This window comes from Pradoshia sp. Z6_59 (assembly GCF_058267515.1).
Window position 1 is genome coordinate 24,217 of record NZ_JBZCPP010000002.1, and the last position, 14,654, is coordinate 38,870.

At 38.5% G+C, this 14,654-nt stretch carries 15 protein-coding genes; 2 read left to right on the forward strand and 13 right to left on the reverse strand.

The genetic code is table 11. The features are described 5' to 3' along the window. The 10 genes from spoVAC to mgtE form a co-directional block, all read right to left on the reverse strand. Positions 1–477: a stage V sporulation protein AC gene (spoVAC, locus tag AC4D4B_RS02170; RefSeq protein WP_490995413.1), complete on the reverse strand. Its 477-nt coding sequence runs from the start codon at positions 475–477 to the stop codon at positions 1–3. 12 nt (positions 478–489) lie between these two features. Continuing rightward, the gene (locus AC4D4B_RS02175; protein WP_490995414.1) at positions 490–960 is read right to left on the reverse strand and encodes a sporulation protein; all 471 of its coding nucleotides are present in this window, start codon (positions 958–960) and stop codon (positions 490–492) included. A gap of 351 nt (positions 961–1,311) precedes the next feature. Continuing rightward, a complete protein-coding gene (locus AC4D4B_RS02180) occupies positions 1,312–1,887 on the reverse strand; it encodes a hypothetical protein (protein ID WP_490995415.1) in 576 nt (191 codons plus the stop codon). A gap of 194 nt (positions 1,888–2,081) precedes the next feature. Next, entirely contained in the window at positions 2,082–2,939 is an 858-nt protein-coding gene (gene nikC, locus AC4D4B_RS02185; RefSeq protein WP_066102359.1) for a nickel transporter permease, read from the reverse strand. Positions 2,940–2,996: 57 nt separating this feature from the next. Beyond that, a complete protein-coding gene (locus AC4D4B_RS02190) occupies positions 2,997–4,004 on the reverse strand; it encodes an ABC transporter permease (RefSeq protein ID WP_490995416.1) in 1,008 nt (335 codons plus the stop codon). A 75-nt stretch (positions 4,005–4,079) separates the two neighbouring features. Further along, on the reverse strand, positions 4,080–5,678 hold the full coding sequence (locus AC4D4B_RS02195; RefSeq protein ID WP_490999071.1) for an ABC transporter substrate-binding protein: 1,599 nt from the start codon (positions 5,676–5,678) through the stop codon (positions 4,080–4,082). Positions 5,679–5,691: 13 nt separating this feature from the next. Next, positions 5,692–6,687: an ABC transporter ATP-binding protein gene (locus tag AC4D4B_RS02200; RefSeq protein WP_490995418.1), complete on the reverse strand. Its 996-nt coding sequence runs from the start codon at positions 6,685–6,687 to the stop codon at positions 5,692–5,694. After that, positions 6,665–7,636, reverse strand: coding sequence for an ABC transporter ATP-binding protein (locus AC4D4B_RS02205; protein ID WP_490999221.1), 972 nt, complete (start codon positions 7,634–7,636; stop codon positions 6,665–6,667). Before AC4D4B_RS02205 ends, AC4D4B_RS02200 begins: the two co-directional genes overlap by 23 nt. A 343-nt stretch (positions 7,637–7,979) precedes the next feature. Continuing rightward, a complete protein-coding gene (fabI, locus tag AC4D4B_RS02210; RefSeq protein ID WP_490999072.1) occupies positions 7,980–8,759 on the reverse strand; it encodes an enoyl-ACP reductase FabI in 780 nt (259 codons plus the stop codon). A gap of 108 nt (positions 8,760–8,867) precedes the next feature. Then, the gene (mgtE, locus tag AC4D4B_RS02215; RefSeq protein WP_490995420.1) at positions 8,868–10,229 is read right to left on the reverse strand and encodes a magnesium transporter; all 1,362 of its coding nucleotides are present in this window, start codon (positions 10,227–10,229) and stop codon (positions 8,868–8,870) included. 132 nt (positions 10,230–10,361) lie between these two features. Here mgtE and prpE point away from each other — a divergent pair, with 132 nt between their 5' ends. Then, on the forward strand, positions 10,362–11,108 hold the full coding sequence (gene prpE, locus AC4D4B_RS02220) for a bis(5'-nucleosyl)-tetraphosphatase PrpE (protein ID WP_490999073.1): 747 nt from the start codon (positions 10,362–10,364) through the stop codon (positions 11,106–11,108). 209 nt (positions 11,109–11,317) lie between these two features. On the opposite strand, the gene AC4D4B_RS02225 is transcribed toward prpE, so the two are convergent. From AC4D4B_RS02225 to yjbM, 3 genes are all read right to left on the reverse strand, one after another. Further along, positions 11,318–12,217 (reverse strand): RluA family pseudouridine synthase, encoded by a 900-nt coding sequence (locus AC4D4B_RS02225; protein ID WP_490995422.1) that lies wholly within the window; start codon positions 12,215–12,217, stop codon positions 11,318–11,320. Positions 12,218–12,343: 126 nt separating this feature from the next. Continuing rightward, positions 12,344–13,138, reverse strand: a complete 795-nt coding sequence (locus AC4D4B_RS02230; protein ID WP_490999074.1) for an NAD kinase — start codon at positions 13,136–13,138, stop codon at positions 12,344–12,346. Between the two features lie 22 nt (positions 13,139–13,160). Continuing rightward, complete coding sequence (yjbM, locus tag AC4D4B_RS02235; protein WP_066101419.1) at positions 13,161–13,784, reverse strand: GTP diphosphokinase; 624 nt, start codon at positions 13,782–13,784, stop codon at positions 13,161–13,163. Between the two features lie 272 nt (positions 13,785–14,056). Here yjbM and AC4D4B_RS02240 point away from each other — a divergent pair, with 272 nt between their 5' ends. After that, positions 14,057–14,653 (forward strand): CYTH domain-containing protein, encoded by a 597-nt coding sequence (locus AC4D4B_RS02240; RefSeq protein ID WP_490999075.1) that lies wholly within the window; start codon positions 14,057–14,059, stop codon positions 14,651–14,653. Position 14,654: the final 1 nt, after the last annotated feature.

Consider the following 14,654-nt stretch of genomic DNA (forward strand, 5'->3'; position numbering starts at 1 on the left):
TTAACCTCCTATAACCATTAGATAGATTTGCTTTACTAAAGCAACGACAAATGCTGAAAAAACACCGTATAGGATTACAGTTCCAGCCAATTTAAATATATTTCCTCCTACCCCAAGCACGAATCCTTCTGTTCTATGCTCAATCGCTGCTGAAATGACTGAATTACCAAATCCCGTAACCGGAACAGCACTTCCCGCTCCAGCAAATTGACCAATTCGATCGTAAACCCCAAAGCCTGTTAATAACATCGATAAAAATATCATCGTTGCCACAGTTGGGTTACTGGCTGTTTGCTCAGTAAAATTAAAATAAAATATATACATATACGTAATAGCTTGTCCTAGAAGACAAAATAGCCCGCCTACAAAAAATGCCTTAATACAATTCTTTACAACTGGACGTTTTGTTTCATATTTTTGTTCGAGTTCTTTATATTTTTGTTGTTCAGGGGTTTGTTTATTCTTTTTATTTGCCATATGTACACCTACCTATGCCATATCCTTCTGTAGTTTCATTATTTTATCAAACCATTTTCCAGCTTTTTTCTTGGAGTAACCTTTATCCTTCACATTCACAATTAACTCGACTGTTTCAAGAAATATTTTCATATCACTGGATACAGTGAAATTAAAGGATTTAAAGTTACTCTTTAACTCCTTATCTAATTTACTTTCGATACTTTTCATTCGAAAGCGTTGCATATGCTTAACCTTGTACGCCACCAAAATATCTTTATCCTTTTGGACAACTGCTACATCGTAGATCTCTTTATGGGAAGCTACTCTCTTTTTTATTTCCTCTAATGGTGCCTTTGAATGATCACCAAGATAAACGGGATCTTGATCCACGGATTGAATAAGTGACATCCTGGCTTCTTTACTGCTTGAGTCACCGGAACATCCGCTTACTATTGTGAAAAACATAGCTATAATTAAAAATACAGAGATCCTCTTATTCATAGCACCTTCACCCCCTCGTTACATATTGAAATTATTATCCTGTATTGTTTGTTAAACACACCATTTTATCCACTTTATTTGGATAAAACTAATTGCTGCAAATCAACCTAAAGTAAAAAACCTGCTGAGTAATCAGCAGGTTACGGTTGTAAACGACCTTTTTTATTATTTTTTGTACATCCGCAGTTTTTTTTCGTTTGCTTCGAAGGCGTTCTCTTGATTTGGCTTGCTTTTTGTTTTTGTATTTTCATAAAAGGGGTCCTCCTTCCCTGATTAGGACTCATATAGTATAAGTATGTAGGAGGGTTAGGTTTGTCTAATACAGATAACCAGATCCGATGCAGAAGTATTTTAAAAACGGACTATTTTTATCTCTTTTATTTGCCGCAATGTGTATTTAATCCACTTTTTTCCGAATGCAACTTTAATATAAACATAATCCCCCTTTACTTTTTCAATTGTTCCCCTCAGCCGCTTTCCATCTTCCACTATAAAATCGCACACCGGGCTCGACATGAGCGATGGCATTTTGGAGAGATAGGTGACTAATTCCTCCTTCGTCATATCCTCTATACGTTTACGCTTTGTTTTTCCATTCGCTTCACTTGCATCCAATAAATCTGGCTCCCGTTCTTTCAGTGATTCAGTAATTTGTTTCTTTTCTATCTCAAAGCTTAATAAAGGGGCCTGCTGCAAAGCATCATCACTATCTCCCTCTTCAAGTCCTTTACGTGAGTTTTCTTTATCAGCAATATGTTGTTCCCATTCCTGTTGCTGATTGATTTTATGCATCAATTCTTTAGTCGCGGCATTTGTAAAAAAGTCATCAATTTCCACTATTTCTTCTTCACGCAATCGTCTCATTATTTGTTCCTTATCAAGCCAGGCATTTGCCGGCAGTGCACTATCGATCTCATTATGGCTCAAAAAATTACCTCCTTAACCTTCTATTTGCTATATATATATGTGCAAACGACTGTAGATATATCTGAGCACCCCTCAGTTGAAAGCTTTACTAATGAAGGTCATCTAGACATTGCCTGCACACAGTCAATTTCACAAAAAAACCGCTCCCTCTAACAATCACGGAGGGGCGGTTCATACCTTATTTTTACTCTAATTTAACGCTGTTTCATTTTTGGATCAAGGGCATCTCTCAGTCCATCACCCAATAAATTAAATCCAAGGACCGTTAACATGATAGCCAACCCTGGAAAAAAGAGCGTTCCGGGAGCCTGAACTAAGAAACCCTTCGAATCTGCTAGCATTTTTCCCCATTCAGGCGTTGGTGCCTGAGCTCCCAGTCCAAGGAATCCAAGCGCTGCCGCTTCTATAATTGCTGTTGCAATCGCCAATGTTGCCTGAACAATAATTGGTGTCATACTGTTCGGGAGGATATGACGAAAGAGAATTCTTGAATCCTTCATACCAATTGCGTTGGCGGCCATAATATATTCCTCTTGTTTCACACTTAGTACTCTTGATCTTATAAGCCTCCCAAAATTTGGAATATTTATAATAGCGATTGCAATCAGGGCATTTTGCAGAGATGGCCCTAAAATAGAAATAATCGCGATTGCCAATAAGATACTTGGAAAGGCAAGGAGGATGTCAAAGAACCTTGAAATAATCGTATCAATCCATCCGCCATAATATCCGGCTACAAGCCCCATAATCGAACCTACAATGACAGAACCCAATACAGAGAAAAATCCAACGGATAAGGATATACGCGCACCATATAATATCCGTGAAAGAATATCCCTCCCAAAGTCATCTGTTCCAAACCAATGCTCAGCAGATGGCGGCTTTAAACGGTCTGTTAAACTAACCTCCTTATATCCATAAGGAGCAATAATCGGAGCTAATAATGCTAATAAAATAAAGAATAAGACAATCCCCAGACCCACCATTGCCAAACGGTTCCGTTTAAAAGCAGCCCATGATTCCCCCCATGGAGAAACCACTTTTTCATCCATTACCAATGGTGTTTCTTCTGTATTTCGTACTAATTCCCCCAATGTCTACACCACCCTTTATTTGGAGTATTTAATTCGTGGATCGACCAATGCATAAAGGAGGTCGACAACTAAATTAATGAACACAAAAGCAGCGGCAATCAGTAAAATGCCAGATTGAATAACCGGATAATCGCGATAGCCGATTGCTTCATATAAATAACGTCCTATGCCCGGCCAAGCAAAAATGGTTTCTGTCAGAATGGCCCCTCCAAGAAGTAATCCTGTTTGCAGCCCTATAACGGTTAAAACCGGAATAAATGCATTTTTTAAAGAGTGCTTGTACACCACCCAAAACATACTGACACCTTTTGCACGTGCTGTACGAATAAAATCTGATTTCATAACTTCAAGCATAGTCGATCTTGTCATCCTGGCAATGATCGCCATAGGAATAGTTGCTAAAGCGATACTGGGCATAATCAAATGCTTAACGGCCACAAAAAATTGGTCGAAATCACCTTGTATCAGCGTATCCACCAAATACAAATTAGTTATCGCATTGATTGGATCTCTGATATCTTCACGTCCTGTTGTCGGTAACCAACCCAGCTGAAGGGAAAAAGCCCACTGCTCCATCAGCCCCAGCCAAAAAATAGGCATGGATACTCCAATTAACGCTAAGATCATGGCTAAATAATCAAACCAGGAATTTGAAAACCATGCACTGATGATGCCGGCATTTACACCAATAACGATGGCAATAATCATCGCAACTAGCGTTAATTCAAGCGTAGCAGCAATATACGGCCATATCTCACTAGTAATCTCTGCATTCGTTCTAATGGATGTACCCAAATCACCGGCAAACAAATTCTTAATATAATCTATGTATTGAACATACCAGGCTTTGTCCAATCCAAGCTCCTGAGTTAATACAGCAATGGACTCCTTGGTTGCCCTTTGCCCTAAAATAACCTGTGCCGGATCTCCAGGAATGGCTCTGACAATGGCAAATACAATCAACGTCATTCCAAACAGAACCGGTATAACAGACAGAATCCTTTTCATTGTATAAGAAAACATCTGTATGCACCTCCATAATAAACAGGCGCCCCTATATGAATCATCCATGTAAAGGCGCCCTTACTTAACACAGTTTTACTTGAATTCTACATTCTTCAAAATATCTGATCCGGTCGGATGCGGAACAAGTCCTGTTAAATCAGCTGATGCTGCCAACAAAGGCGTTGAGTGAACAAGTGGAATCCACGGTGCATCTTCATGGATAATTTCTTGAGCCTGTTTATATAGCTCATTCCGTTTATCCTGATCAACAATTGTTTGCGCTTCAATTAAAATGTCGTGGAGCTTATCATTCGCGTAATAGGAATAGTTGTTAGATCCGATTGAATCTTTATCAAGCAATGTATAGATAAAGTTATCAGGGTCTCCATTATCACCTGTCCAACCCAGCATATAGGCCGGGAACTCACCGTTTGTTGCTTTTTCAAGGTATGTTGCCCATTCTACAGTCTGAATTTCTGCCTTAACGCCAATTTTTTCAAAATTGGCTTGAATCGCTTCTGCAATTTTCTTACCTTCTGGTATATATGGACGTGGAACTGGCATAGCCCAAAGATCCATTGTAAATCCATCTGGATAACCAGCTTCTTTTAATAATTCTTTTGCTTTGTCTAAATCAAATTCATAATCCTGAATTTCATCGTTATAGCCTTCCACTGAATCCGGCAGAGGATTTTTCGCTGGTTTTGCCATTCCTAAATAGAAAGCATCAATGATAGCTTGCTTATCCACGGCATGGCTTAAAGCTTGACGGACCTTTGGATTATCAAATGGTTTTTTCGTTACATTAAAGCCAAGATACCCAACGTTCATAGAAGGACGTTCAATAGCCTGTAAATTTGCATCTCCTTTAATTGTTTCAAGGTCTGATGGGTTTACACCGTCCATCACATCAATCTCACCGATTTTTAATGAATTCAAACGTGCGGAGTTATCAGGAATCGTACGGAAAATAATTGTTTTTAATTTTGGTTCTCCGTCTACATAATAATCTTCATTCTTTTCAATAACGATTTTGTCATTTGCTTTTTCTTTAAATTTATACGGACCGGTACCAACTGGATTTTCCCGGAACTTATCACCATCTTTTTCAACTGCAGTAGGGCTGGCAATTCCAAAACAGCTCATGGCTATATTTTTAAGGAAGGTCGCCTGAGGTCGTTTCAAGGTAAATTGAACAGTCGATTCATCAACCGCTTTTACTTCCTTAATGACATGCCCTTCATCTTTTTTATAGCCGCCAAACATGCTATAGTAAGGAAACTTATCAGCATCGCCATTCATCCATCTATTAAAGTTGAATACAACTGCTTCTGCGTTAAAATCAGTACCATCATGAAACTTAACGCCTTTTTTCAATGTAAACGTATATGAAAGACCATCATCAGAAGCCTCCCATTTTTCAGCCAATCCAGGTTGCAGCGTCGTATCCTGTTTACCGTAAGTTAGCAGTGTATCAAAAATGTTAATCGTGACTTTAAATGACTCTCCTTCGGTTGTTGTGATTGGATCTAACGAAGTAGAATCACCGCCGCGTCCAAAAACAAGTGTATCCTTTGTATTTCCTTTCTCTTCACTGCCTCCACCCTCAGTCTCCTTGTCGCCAGAACTACATGCTGCCAGTACAACGCTTAGCATTAGAACACTGACCATAGCCAATAAAAGCTTTTTCATATGAAACCCCCTCTTATATTTGTTTATTATCATTGCTGTCATGTTCACCATGCAGATGACATGCAGCATAATGATCCCCTTTTATTTCTTGGTATACTGGATTAATAGTCTTACAAACTTCCATTGCATGCTGACATCTAGTATGGAAAGCACAGCCGCTCGGTGGATTGGATGCGCTTGGGATGTCTCCCGTTAAGATGATGGATTCACGTTTAATATCAGGGTCTGGTATTGGCACCGAAGACAATAAAGCTTGTGTGTACGGGTGGAGTGGGTGTTCGTATAACTCTTCGCTGCCCGACAATTCTACCATTCTCCCCAAATACATGACTCCAACGCGATCACTGATATGCCTGACAACCCCCAGGTCATGGGCTATAAAAATATAAGTAAGTCCAAATTCTTTTTGGATATCCTTTAATAGGTTTAATACCTGGGCCTGTATGGAAACATCAAGCGCAGACACAGGCTCATCTGCAATAATTAATTTAGGTTTTGTCATGAGGGCTCTGGCAATGCCAATCCGCTGACGCTGACCGCCACTGAATTGATGGGGATAACGCTTTAAATGATAGGAACTGAGTCCCACAACATCTATCATTTCTGCTACCCTTTTTGCCCGCTCCTTCTTATTGCCAATGCCATGAACAATTAAAGGTTCCTCTAATATTTGCTGGACAGAATGTCTCGGATTTAACGACGCATACGGGTCCTGAAAAACCATTTGAATATCACGTCTCACTTGTCTAAGCTGCTTTTTAGACATAGACATGATTTCCTTATCCTCGAATACAATGCTTCCTTCTGTTGGGTCAATCAACCTCATTAATAATCTGCCGGTTGTTGACTTTCCACAGCCACTCTCCCCAACAATCCCAAGAGTTTCTCCTTTTTTCACATGAAAGGAAATATCATTAACGGCTTTTACTTCACCAATCTTCCGGCTCAAAACTCCCCCATTGATTGGGAAAAACTTCTTCAGACCTTCAACTTTTAACAGCTCCGTCATGATGAATGCCTCCTTCCTGTCCCTGATATAATAGGCACCTTACCCATTGATACTGAGGAGACACCTTTTGTAAATCCGGAGTCACTGTGGCACAGGCAGGCATGGCATATTCACAACGCGGTGCAAATACACAGCCAGTTTGAATCATTCCTGGTTTTGGAACATTACCTGGAATAGAATATAATTTGCTGTCTTTCTGCCGGATGTCAGGTACGGATTTCAGTAATCCTTTTGTGTATGGATGTTTAGGATTTTTAAATATATCCCTGACCGTTCCTTTCTCAACAATTTTTCCTGCGTACATGACAAGAACGCGATCGCATATTTCAGCCACCACTCCAAGATCATGTGTAATAAGGATGATTGATGTTTCAGTTTGATTGTTTAAATCTTTCATCAACTTAAGAATTTGGGCTTGAATGGTGACATCAAGTGCCGTAGTCGGTTCATCTGCAATCAAAATGTTTGGTTTGCAAACCATGGCCATCGCAATCATAACCCTCTGTCTCATACCGCCTGATAACTCATGTGGATAATTTTTCATTAAATCAGCAGCCCGAGGCAGCCCTACCTGCTTTAACATTTCCATACATTCAGTACGCGCCTTAACTTTATTACTGTTTCTATGCAGCCTGTATGCTTCAATCATTTGTTGGCCGATTGTAAACAAAGGATTAAGAGAAGTCATCGGTTCCTGAAAGATCATAGATATCCGATCCCCGCGAATTTTTCTCATTTTTGATTCGGATTTTTTTAATAAATTGTCTCCCTCAAAATTAATGATTGCCTGGGGATCAACAATAGCCGGTGGTTGTGGAAGCAGTCCCATAATGGATAAAGAGGTCAAACTCTTCCCACTTCCTGATTCACCAACAATACCAAGAATTTCTCCTTTATGAAGCTGGAAATCGATATTCTCTACTGCAGGAACCAATTTTCCATCATCCATAAAAGAAACGGTTAATTGGTTTACATCTAAAACCACAGTGTCATCCAAGCCATTCCCTCCTGCGTAATATTATTATGTAATTTATTAAAATATTTAAAATATTATGATTTATTATGTCACAGCTTTTCCCAATTGACCATCATTTTTTAGAAATTTATAACATTTTTGTAATATAGGAGAATAATATTGGAGCTTAACACAATAAGGAAGGGGGAACAGTTCCACAGGATTCAAGTGATAATTTGGCCTATTTACGCAGTTACACTTTTCATTAAAAAACAAAAGACTCTCTATTTACAAAACGGCCATCATAGCCGCCTTGCAATAGAGAGTCCTTTTTTATTTATAAGCTTAAAATATGATACCCTGAATCCACATGGATATTTTCTCCCGTAATTCCACGGGACAATGGACTGAACAGGAATAGGGCTGTGTCTCCCACTTCCTCCTGGGTTACTTGTCTGCGCAACGGTGCACGCTCTTCAAATACTTTTCGAATTTCATTAAAATCGCCTACACCTTTGGCCGATAAGGTTCTGATGGCTCCTGCGGAAATAGAGTTTACCCTTACACCGTTAGGTCCAAGATCATTAGCCAAATATTTCACGCTTGCTTCAAGTGAGGCCTTGGCAACACCCATGACATTATAGTTTTGGACTACTCGTTCACCGCCAAGATAAGTAAGTGTTACGATACTAGCCCCTTCATTCAGGATTTCTTTTGCTGCTTTAGCAACAGCAGTTAATGAATAAGAGCTAATATTTTGGGCTAATAGGAAGCCATCCCTCGTCGTGTTCATATACTCACCTTTGAGCTCTTCCTTATTAGCAAAAGCAATACAGTGTGCGATTCCGTCTATCTTCCCATATTTTTCTCTTATCGTAGCAAAACATCCATCGATTTCTTCATCTTTTGTAACATCACATGGCAGGACGAAGGTCTCTGATCCACCCTCTAAGCTGTTTACAAGGTCATAAACACTCTTTTCCATCCGTTCCCCTGCATATGTAAAAATTAATCTAGCACCAGCCTGGTAAAGTGAATTAGCTATACCCCAAGCTATACTTCTTTTATTTGCCACACCCATTACAACAATGGTTTTCCCATCCATACTTAAGTTCATAGGAAGGATTCCTCCTTAAATAATTAACACAAGTTATTAGTACCTACTACTAATTTAAACTAAGTAAAGAAGAATCGCAACCATTTTCTGTTTTTTCAGCAAAATATATCACGTGAGATAACTCATAAAGAGAGTAGCCATTCCAAAGTAAATAAGAATACTGATTAAGTCATTAATGGTTGTGATAAATGGTCCCGAAGCGACGGCAGGGTCAATATTCATTTTATGCATCAATAAAGGCACAAGGCTTCCTGCTAATGTAGCGACAATTAATGTTACCAGTATTGAAATGCCAACAAGAGCGGCTAGAATTAGTTCACCTTTCCAAACATAAACGATAATGGTAACCACGATTCCACATGATATCCCGGTTATAAGTCCTGTTCCTGCTTCACGCCAAAGGAGTTTTAGCTTATTCTCATCCTCAATCTGTCCTGTAGCAATCCCTCTAACAATAACAGCCAAGCTTTGTGTACCTGTATTCCCGGCCATACCTGCAATTAAGGGGATGAACACCGCCAGAATTGCCTTTTTAGATAAAGTTTCTTCAAATTGACCGATTAAATTAGCGGTAATCATGCCTAAAAATAATAATATAATCAACCATGGGAGTCTTTTACGGGCAGATGAAAATGGACTTTTGTCTATGTATTCCATATCGGATACCCCTGCTAATTTGGAATAATCATCGGAAGCTATTTCATACATAACATCAATCATATCGTCAAATGTTATAATGCCAACCAGATGATGCTGAAAATCAACAACCGGCATAGCAATAAAATCATAGTCTCTCATTTTTCGAGCTACTTCTTCCTGATCATCGCTTACTTTCACCGAATAAACCTGACTGTTCATTAATTCAAAGACCATTGTATCATCATCTGCTACGATCAAATCTCGCAGGGATAGTACCCCTGTTAATTTATGCTTATCGTCCATAACATAAATATAATAAATTAATTCAGCATCCTGAGCTTCCTTCCTCACTAGTTTCATGGCAGATCCTACTGTTTGATTTTCTGCAATACTTATAAATTCAGTCGTCATGATACTTCCTGCAGTTGATTCCTCATAGTGAAGCAAATGCATAATATTTTGCGATTGTTCCTCATCCATTAAAGACAAATAACTGATTATTTGTTCCTTATCCAAATTACTGAGCAAATCGACAGCATCATCCGTATGCATTTCAGCTAAAATGGAAGCGGCATATCGAGGATCCATTTCTGCTAAAATTCTCTCTACGACCTCTTCTTCATATTCATAAGCTAGATTTCCGATTAGCTCTGCCATTTCATCTGGTGAGAGAAAATGATGAACAGTTGCTCGATCTTTTTCTTCTAAATTTGCATAAAATTTTGCCTGATCATAGGGGTGAATATCTAAAAATAAAATCCGAAACTGTCGGAGGTTCTCATCTTTTAATAAACGCAGTAAATCTCTTTGCTTGCTTTCCTGAATTTCCATTTTGGAGGTCACCATACCTTTTTTTATGTCGTCTAAGGCGTATCTATCATACCCTTTACAATTTCCTAAATAGATATAATTGAAACCCTTTAAAAAAGGGTAATATAGAGGTAATAGAAGGAAGTGATTCAAATGATCTATGATTGTATAGGCGATGTACATGGTTGTTATGGGGAATGTATCGAATTATTCCACAAACTGGGTTATCAATTTGATGAGGATAATATTCCTGTCCATCCAAACGGAAATACCCCTGTCTTTATAGGCGATATTACTGATCGAGGCCCTAATTCTATAGAGATGATCAACCTTGTATGGACATTAACCATACAACGGAAAACTGCCTTATATATACCGGGTAATCATTGCAATAAATTATATCGTTATTTCCTAGGCAATAAAGTAAAGGCTGTACATGGCTTAGAGACAACGATTGCTGAACTTGAGGCTTTATCTAAACCAGAAAGAAAGATGGTGCGCGATCATTTTATGCAATTATACGAGTCAGCTCCTCTTTATCTTGTCTTAGATCAAGGAAAGCTTGTCCTTGCGCATGCCGGTATTAAAAAAGAATTCATTGGAGCAACACATAAGGGTGTTAAAACATTTGTTTTATATGGGGATATAACCGGAAAAACACTGCCGGATGGAAGACCAGAACGAAGAGATTGGGCACTTCGACATCCGGGTGATCCGATTATTGTCTATGGGCATACACCTGTCCGCGAACCAAGAATTAAAAATAATACGTACAATATCGATACGGGAGCTGTATTTGGAGGGAAATTAACTGCTTTGCGTTACCCTGATATGACCCTTTTCTCGGTAACCTCATCTCAGCCGCTGGTTCCAGAAAAATTTCATACGTATGAAAGTTAATTCTAATGATTAAAGGTGTCTGATAGGTCCTATTGTGCGACATTCAGCACCTTTTTATTTTCCAAGAAAACTTTTGTTGAAAAAATCGGATTATCCTCGATCCTGAAGTACTCATTACATAGGTCAATAATCCACAGTCTATTTATACAATACTCCTTTTAATTTTCGACTTTAAAAGATCAACTATTCCTGCTCAAATTCCATATACACTATTTTAAGCCCTCTATTAATTGCATCATATCTTCTGGTAATTCACTCTCAAATGAGAGTTCTTTTTCCGTTATTGGATGCAGAAATTTCAACGAATAACAATGTAGGGCCTGCCGCTTAATCAGTTCTCTGCTTCCCCCATATAAATCATCACCTAATAATGGATGTCCCAAATGTGCCATATGTACTCGTATTTGATGTGTTCTTCCAGTTTTCAGCGTTAATTCCACAAGTGAAAACCGCTCAAGCGAGTGCAGCGTTTTATATTCCGTACATGCATATTGGCCATCTTCCCGTACCTCACGTTTAATAATGCTGGTATCCATACGACCAATAGGTTCTTCCACTTTTCCAGCCAGGGGTGTCATCACACCGGTTACGATTGCTTTATATTTTCTTTCCACTGTTTTTATAGATTTTGACAAACTTAATAAATGGTGTATATGCCGATGCTTGGCTATTAAGACCAAGCCAGACGTATCCCGATCCAATCTTGTGACAATATGAACAGTCGCTGAATGGCCAATTTGTTCATAATGGCCAATGATTGCATTGGCTAAGCTCCCGGCTGGATGCTCTCTTGACGGAATTGTAGACATACCGGCCGGTTTTTCGACGACCATTACATAGTCATCCTCAAAGACAATAGACAGTGGTATCTTCTCACCTATCAGCTGCTCACTTCCCACCTCTTTCGGGAAGATTACAGTAACCTGATCACCAGTCTTCAATATGTATCGTACTGTAACTTCTTGCTGATTAACTAAGATATGACCACCCTTAAATTTAATATCTGCCAACGCTGATTTTGATATTTTTTTATCAGACAAATATTCTCTCAAAATTTTATCGCTTTCCTGATTTTCTACTGTCCACTCTAATGTAAATGGCTTCACCATGGAGACCTTCCTTTTCATCATTCATATTTATAGCTAGCTTTTTAAGCTAAAGGATTATTTATTCAGTAAAAAAGGTGCCCAAAAGACAAACTGCATTCTTTTAGGACACCTACTATAACCTTCTTTTTATTCTGTAACAAAAGAATCACGAACTCTTTTCCAAAATGGGAAAGGTCTAAAACGAGCAAAACGGATTCGTTCATCTGCCACTCTGAATTGTATGGACCTTACCTCTTTATGCAAAAGACTTAAATGGTCAATGGTAATTTGAAAGTCATCATTTGTTACTGGTTTCATCATACAGGTATGATGAGCTGGCAGTATTAAAGGAGAACCAATAGTACGGAACACTCTATTATTGATGGAAGCCATTTCCGTCAATTGCACAGCAGGGATGGAAGGATGAATAATCGCACCGCCAAGGGCTTTATTATACGCAGTACTGCCTGAAGGAGTTGATACGCACAAACCGTCCCCTCTAAACCTCTCGAAGGATTGCCCTCTTATTTCTACGTCCATCACCAATGTGCTCCCCACACTTTTAACAGTTGATTCATTCAAGGCTAAATATTTTGACTCTCTGCCACCGTGACTGTAACGAACCGTAACCTCCAGTAATGGATACTCAACAGTTTGGTAAGGCGTCTTAGCTATAGCATTGGCAAGCTTTGTAATCTCCTCAGGCCTCCAGTCAGCGTAAAAACCCAAATGACCTGTATGTACACCTATAAATGCTGTTTTATCAAGACGTGAGCTATAACGATGAAAGGCATATAACAATGTTCCATCACCGCCGACAGATATAACTACATCAGGTTGATCCTCATCATAAATAACACCCAGATTATCCAATTGATCCTTCACTTGCTCCATAAAATGATTGGATTTGGTATCTCCTTTAGACGTAACTGCATATTTCATCATAATCCCCACCTGTAAAGTGTTATTTCCCCCTCTTCTTAAAGACATATTGCTGTGCTTCCTGGATTTCCATTTTGATCTGTGTCATTTCTTCATCCATATGGAAAGCTGCTTCAGCTAATCTCTCTAAGCGATTGCGTAATGTTTCCGGGAATTGTCCGTTATATTTATAATTAAGTGAATGCTCTATCGTAGCCCAGAAATTCATGGCAAGGGTACGAATTTGTATCTCCGCTAATATTTTTTTCTCTCCGTGAATCGTTTGAACCGGATATTCAATAACTACATGATACGAACGGTATCCACTTGCTTTTTTATTTGTAATATAGTCTCTTTCTTCAATAATTACGAAGTCAGTTCTTTGTCGTAACAGCATAACGACCTGTTTTATATCATCCACAAATTGGCACATAATTCGAAGACCTGCTATATCCTGTAATTCCAGTTCAAGTCTTTCCTCAGGAATTTGCTTTTGATAAGCCTTATCCAGGATACTTGCGATCGGTTTAACGCGTCCTGTAACAAACTCTATTGGTGAATGTTCTTTTTCTAAGTCACATTGGGTTCTTATACCCCTTAATTTGATCTTTAACTCATCAACCGCCTGTTTATAGGGGGCTAAAAATTCATCCCATTTTCTACTCATGGATTCCACCACCTGAAATACTTTTCAATATCTTGTTATTGAGAGCAAGGGAAAATTCAGAATCGAAGACATTACATTATCATGTATTAGTATGTATTTTATGAATTGATCATCATTATTCAACCATGCTAATGAATACATTTAGTACTAATTATTACCCTAAATTGCTCAAACCCATTTTAACACAAAGATTATACGGATATCTAAGATTGATGTTATCTAATGAAAAAGCCATAATAGTTATACATAAGTTTATCATGGAGGATGTACATATGAGCGAACAAATCGAAATTGAATTCAAAAATTTGCTGACATTTGAGGAATTTAACCACCTCATGCAACGTTTCAAAATAAAGCCCGAGCATTTTACAGTACAAAAAAATCATTACTTTGACACAGCTACGTTTGATTTAAAAAAATATACCTCAGCACTACGCATACGTGAAAAAAATTCATCCTATGAGATGACCCTTAAACAGCCTCTTGAAAATCAAAAAGGCTTACTGGAAACCAACTGGGATATAGATCCTGATACAGCTAATAAAATCATAAAAGATGGTGGTATCCCTGATAGCAAAATCTCGGAAAGAATAAAAAATCTAAAAATCAACCCACAAGAAATTCGTTATTTTGGTACCTTGACAACAAAACGGGTTGAGCTTCCTTTTAAGAGCGGCCTGCTCGTTTTAGATAATAGCTCCTATTTCCAAATAGAGGATTATGAGGTAGAATTTGAAGTAGACAACTTTGATCAAGGAAAGAAAGAGTTTGATCAGCTTTTATCAGAAGCTGGCATTCCGGTTCGTCCAACTGAAAATAAAGTTCAACGTTTTTATAATCAAATGATTTTAAACCATATTGAGGAGTGAA

Coding starts and splice junctions, on each gene's coding strand:
- fabI (WP_490999072.1), bottom strand. CDS start 8,759: ATGAACTTAAGTATGGATGGGAAAACCATTGTTGTAATGGGTGTGGCA.
- AC4D4B_RS02205 (WP_490999221.1), bottom strand. CDS start 7,636: ATGGATGATGGAAAATTGGTTCCTGCAGTAGAGAATATCGATTTCCAG.
- AC4D4B_RS02175 (WP_490995414.1), bottom strand. CDS start 960: ATGAATAAGAGGATCTCTGTATTTTTAATTATAGCTATGTTTTTCACA.
- AC4D4B_RS02195 (WP_490999071.1), bottom strand. CDS start 5,678: ATGAAAAAGCTTTTATTGGCTATGGTCAGTGTTCTAATGCTAAGCGTT.
- AC4D4B_RS02240 (WP_490999075.1), top strand. CDS start 14,057: ATGAGCGAACAAATCGAAATTGAATTCAAAAATTTGCTGACATTTGAG.
- nikC (WP_066102359.1), bottom strand. CDS start 2,939: ATGGATGAAAAAGTGGTTTCTCCATGGGGGGAATCATGGGCTGCTTTT.
- AC4D4B_RS02200 (WP_490995418.1), bottom strand. CDS start 6,687: ATGACGGAGCTGTTAAAAGTTGAAGGTCTGAAGAAGTTTTTCCCAATC.
- prpE (WP_490999073.1), top strand. CDS start 10,362: ATGATCTATGATTGTATAGGCGATGTACATGGTTGTTATGGGGAATGT.
- AC4D4B_RS02230 (WP_490999074.1), bottom strand. CDS start 13,138: ATGAAATATGCAGTTACGTCTAAAGGAGATACCAAATCCAATCATTTT.
- spoVAC (WP_490995413.1), bottom strand. CDS start 477: ATGGCAAATAAAAAGAATAAACAAACCCCTGAACAACAAAAATATAAA.
- AC4D4B_RS02225 (WP_490995422.1), bottom strand. CDS start 12,217: ATGGTGAAGCCATTTACATTAGAGTGGACAGTAGAAAATCAGGAAAGC.
- AC4D4B_RS02190 (WP_490995416.1), bottom strand. CDS start 4,004: ATGTTTTCTTATACAATGAAAAGGATTCTGTCTGTTATACCGGTTCTG.
- yjbM (WP_066101419.1), bottom strand. CDS start 13,784: ATGAGTAGAAAATGGGATGAATTTTTAGCCCCCTATAAACAGGCGGTT.
- mgtE (WP_490995420.1), bottom strand. CDS start 10,229: ATGGAAATTCAGGAAAGCAAGCAAAGAGATTTACTGCGTTTATTAAAA.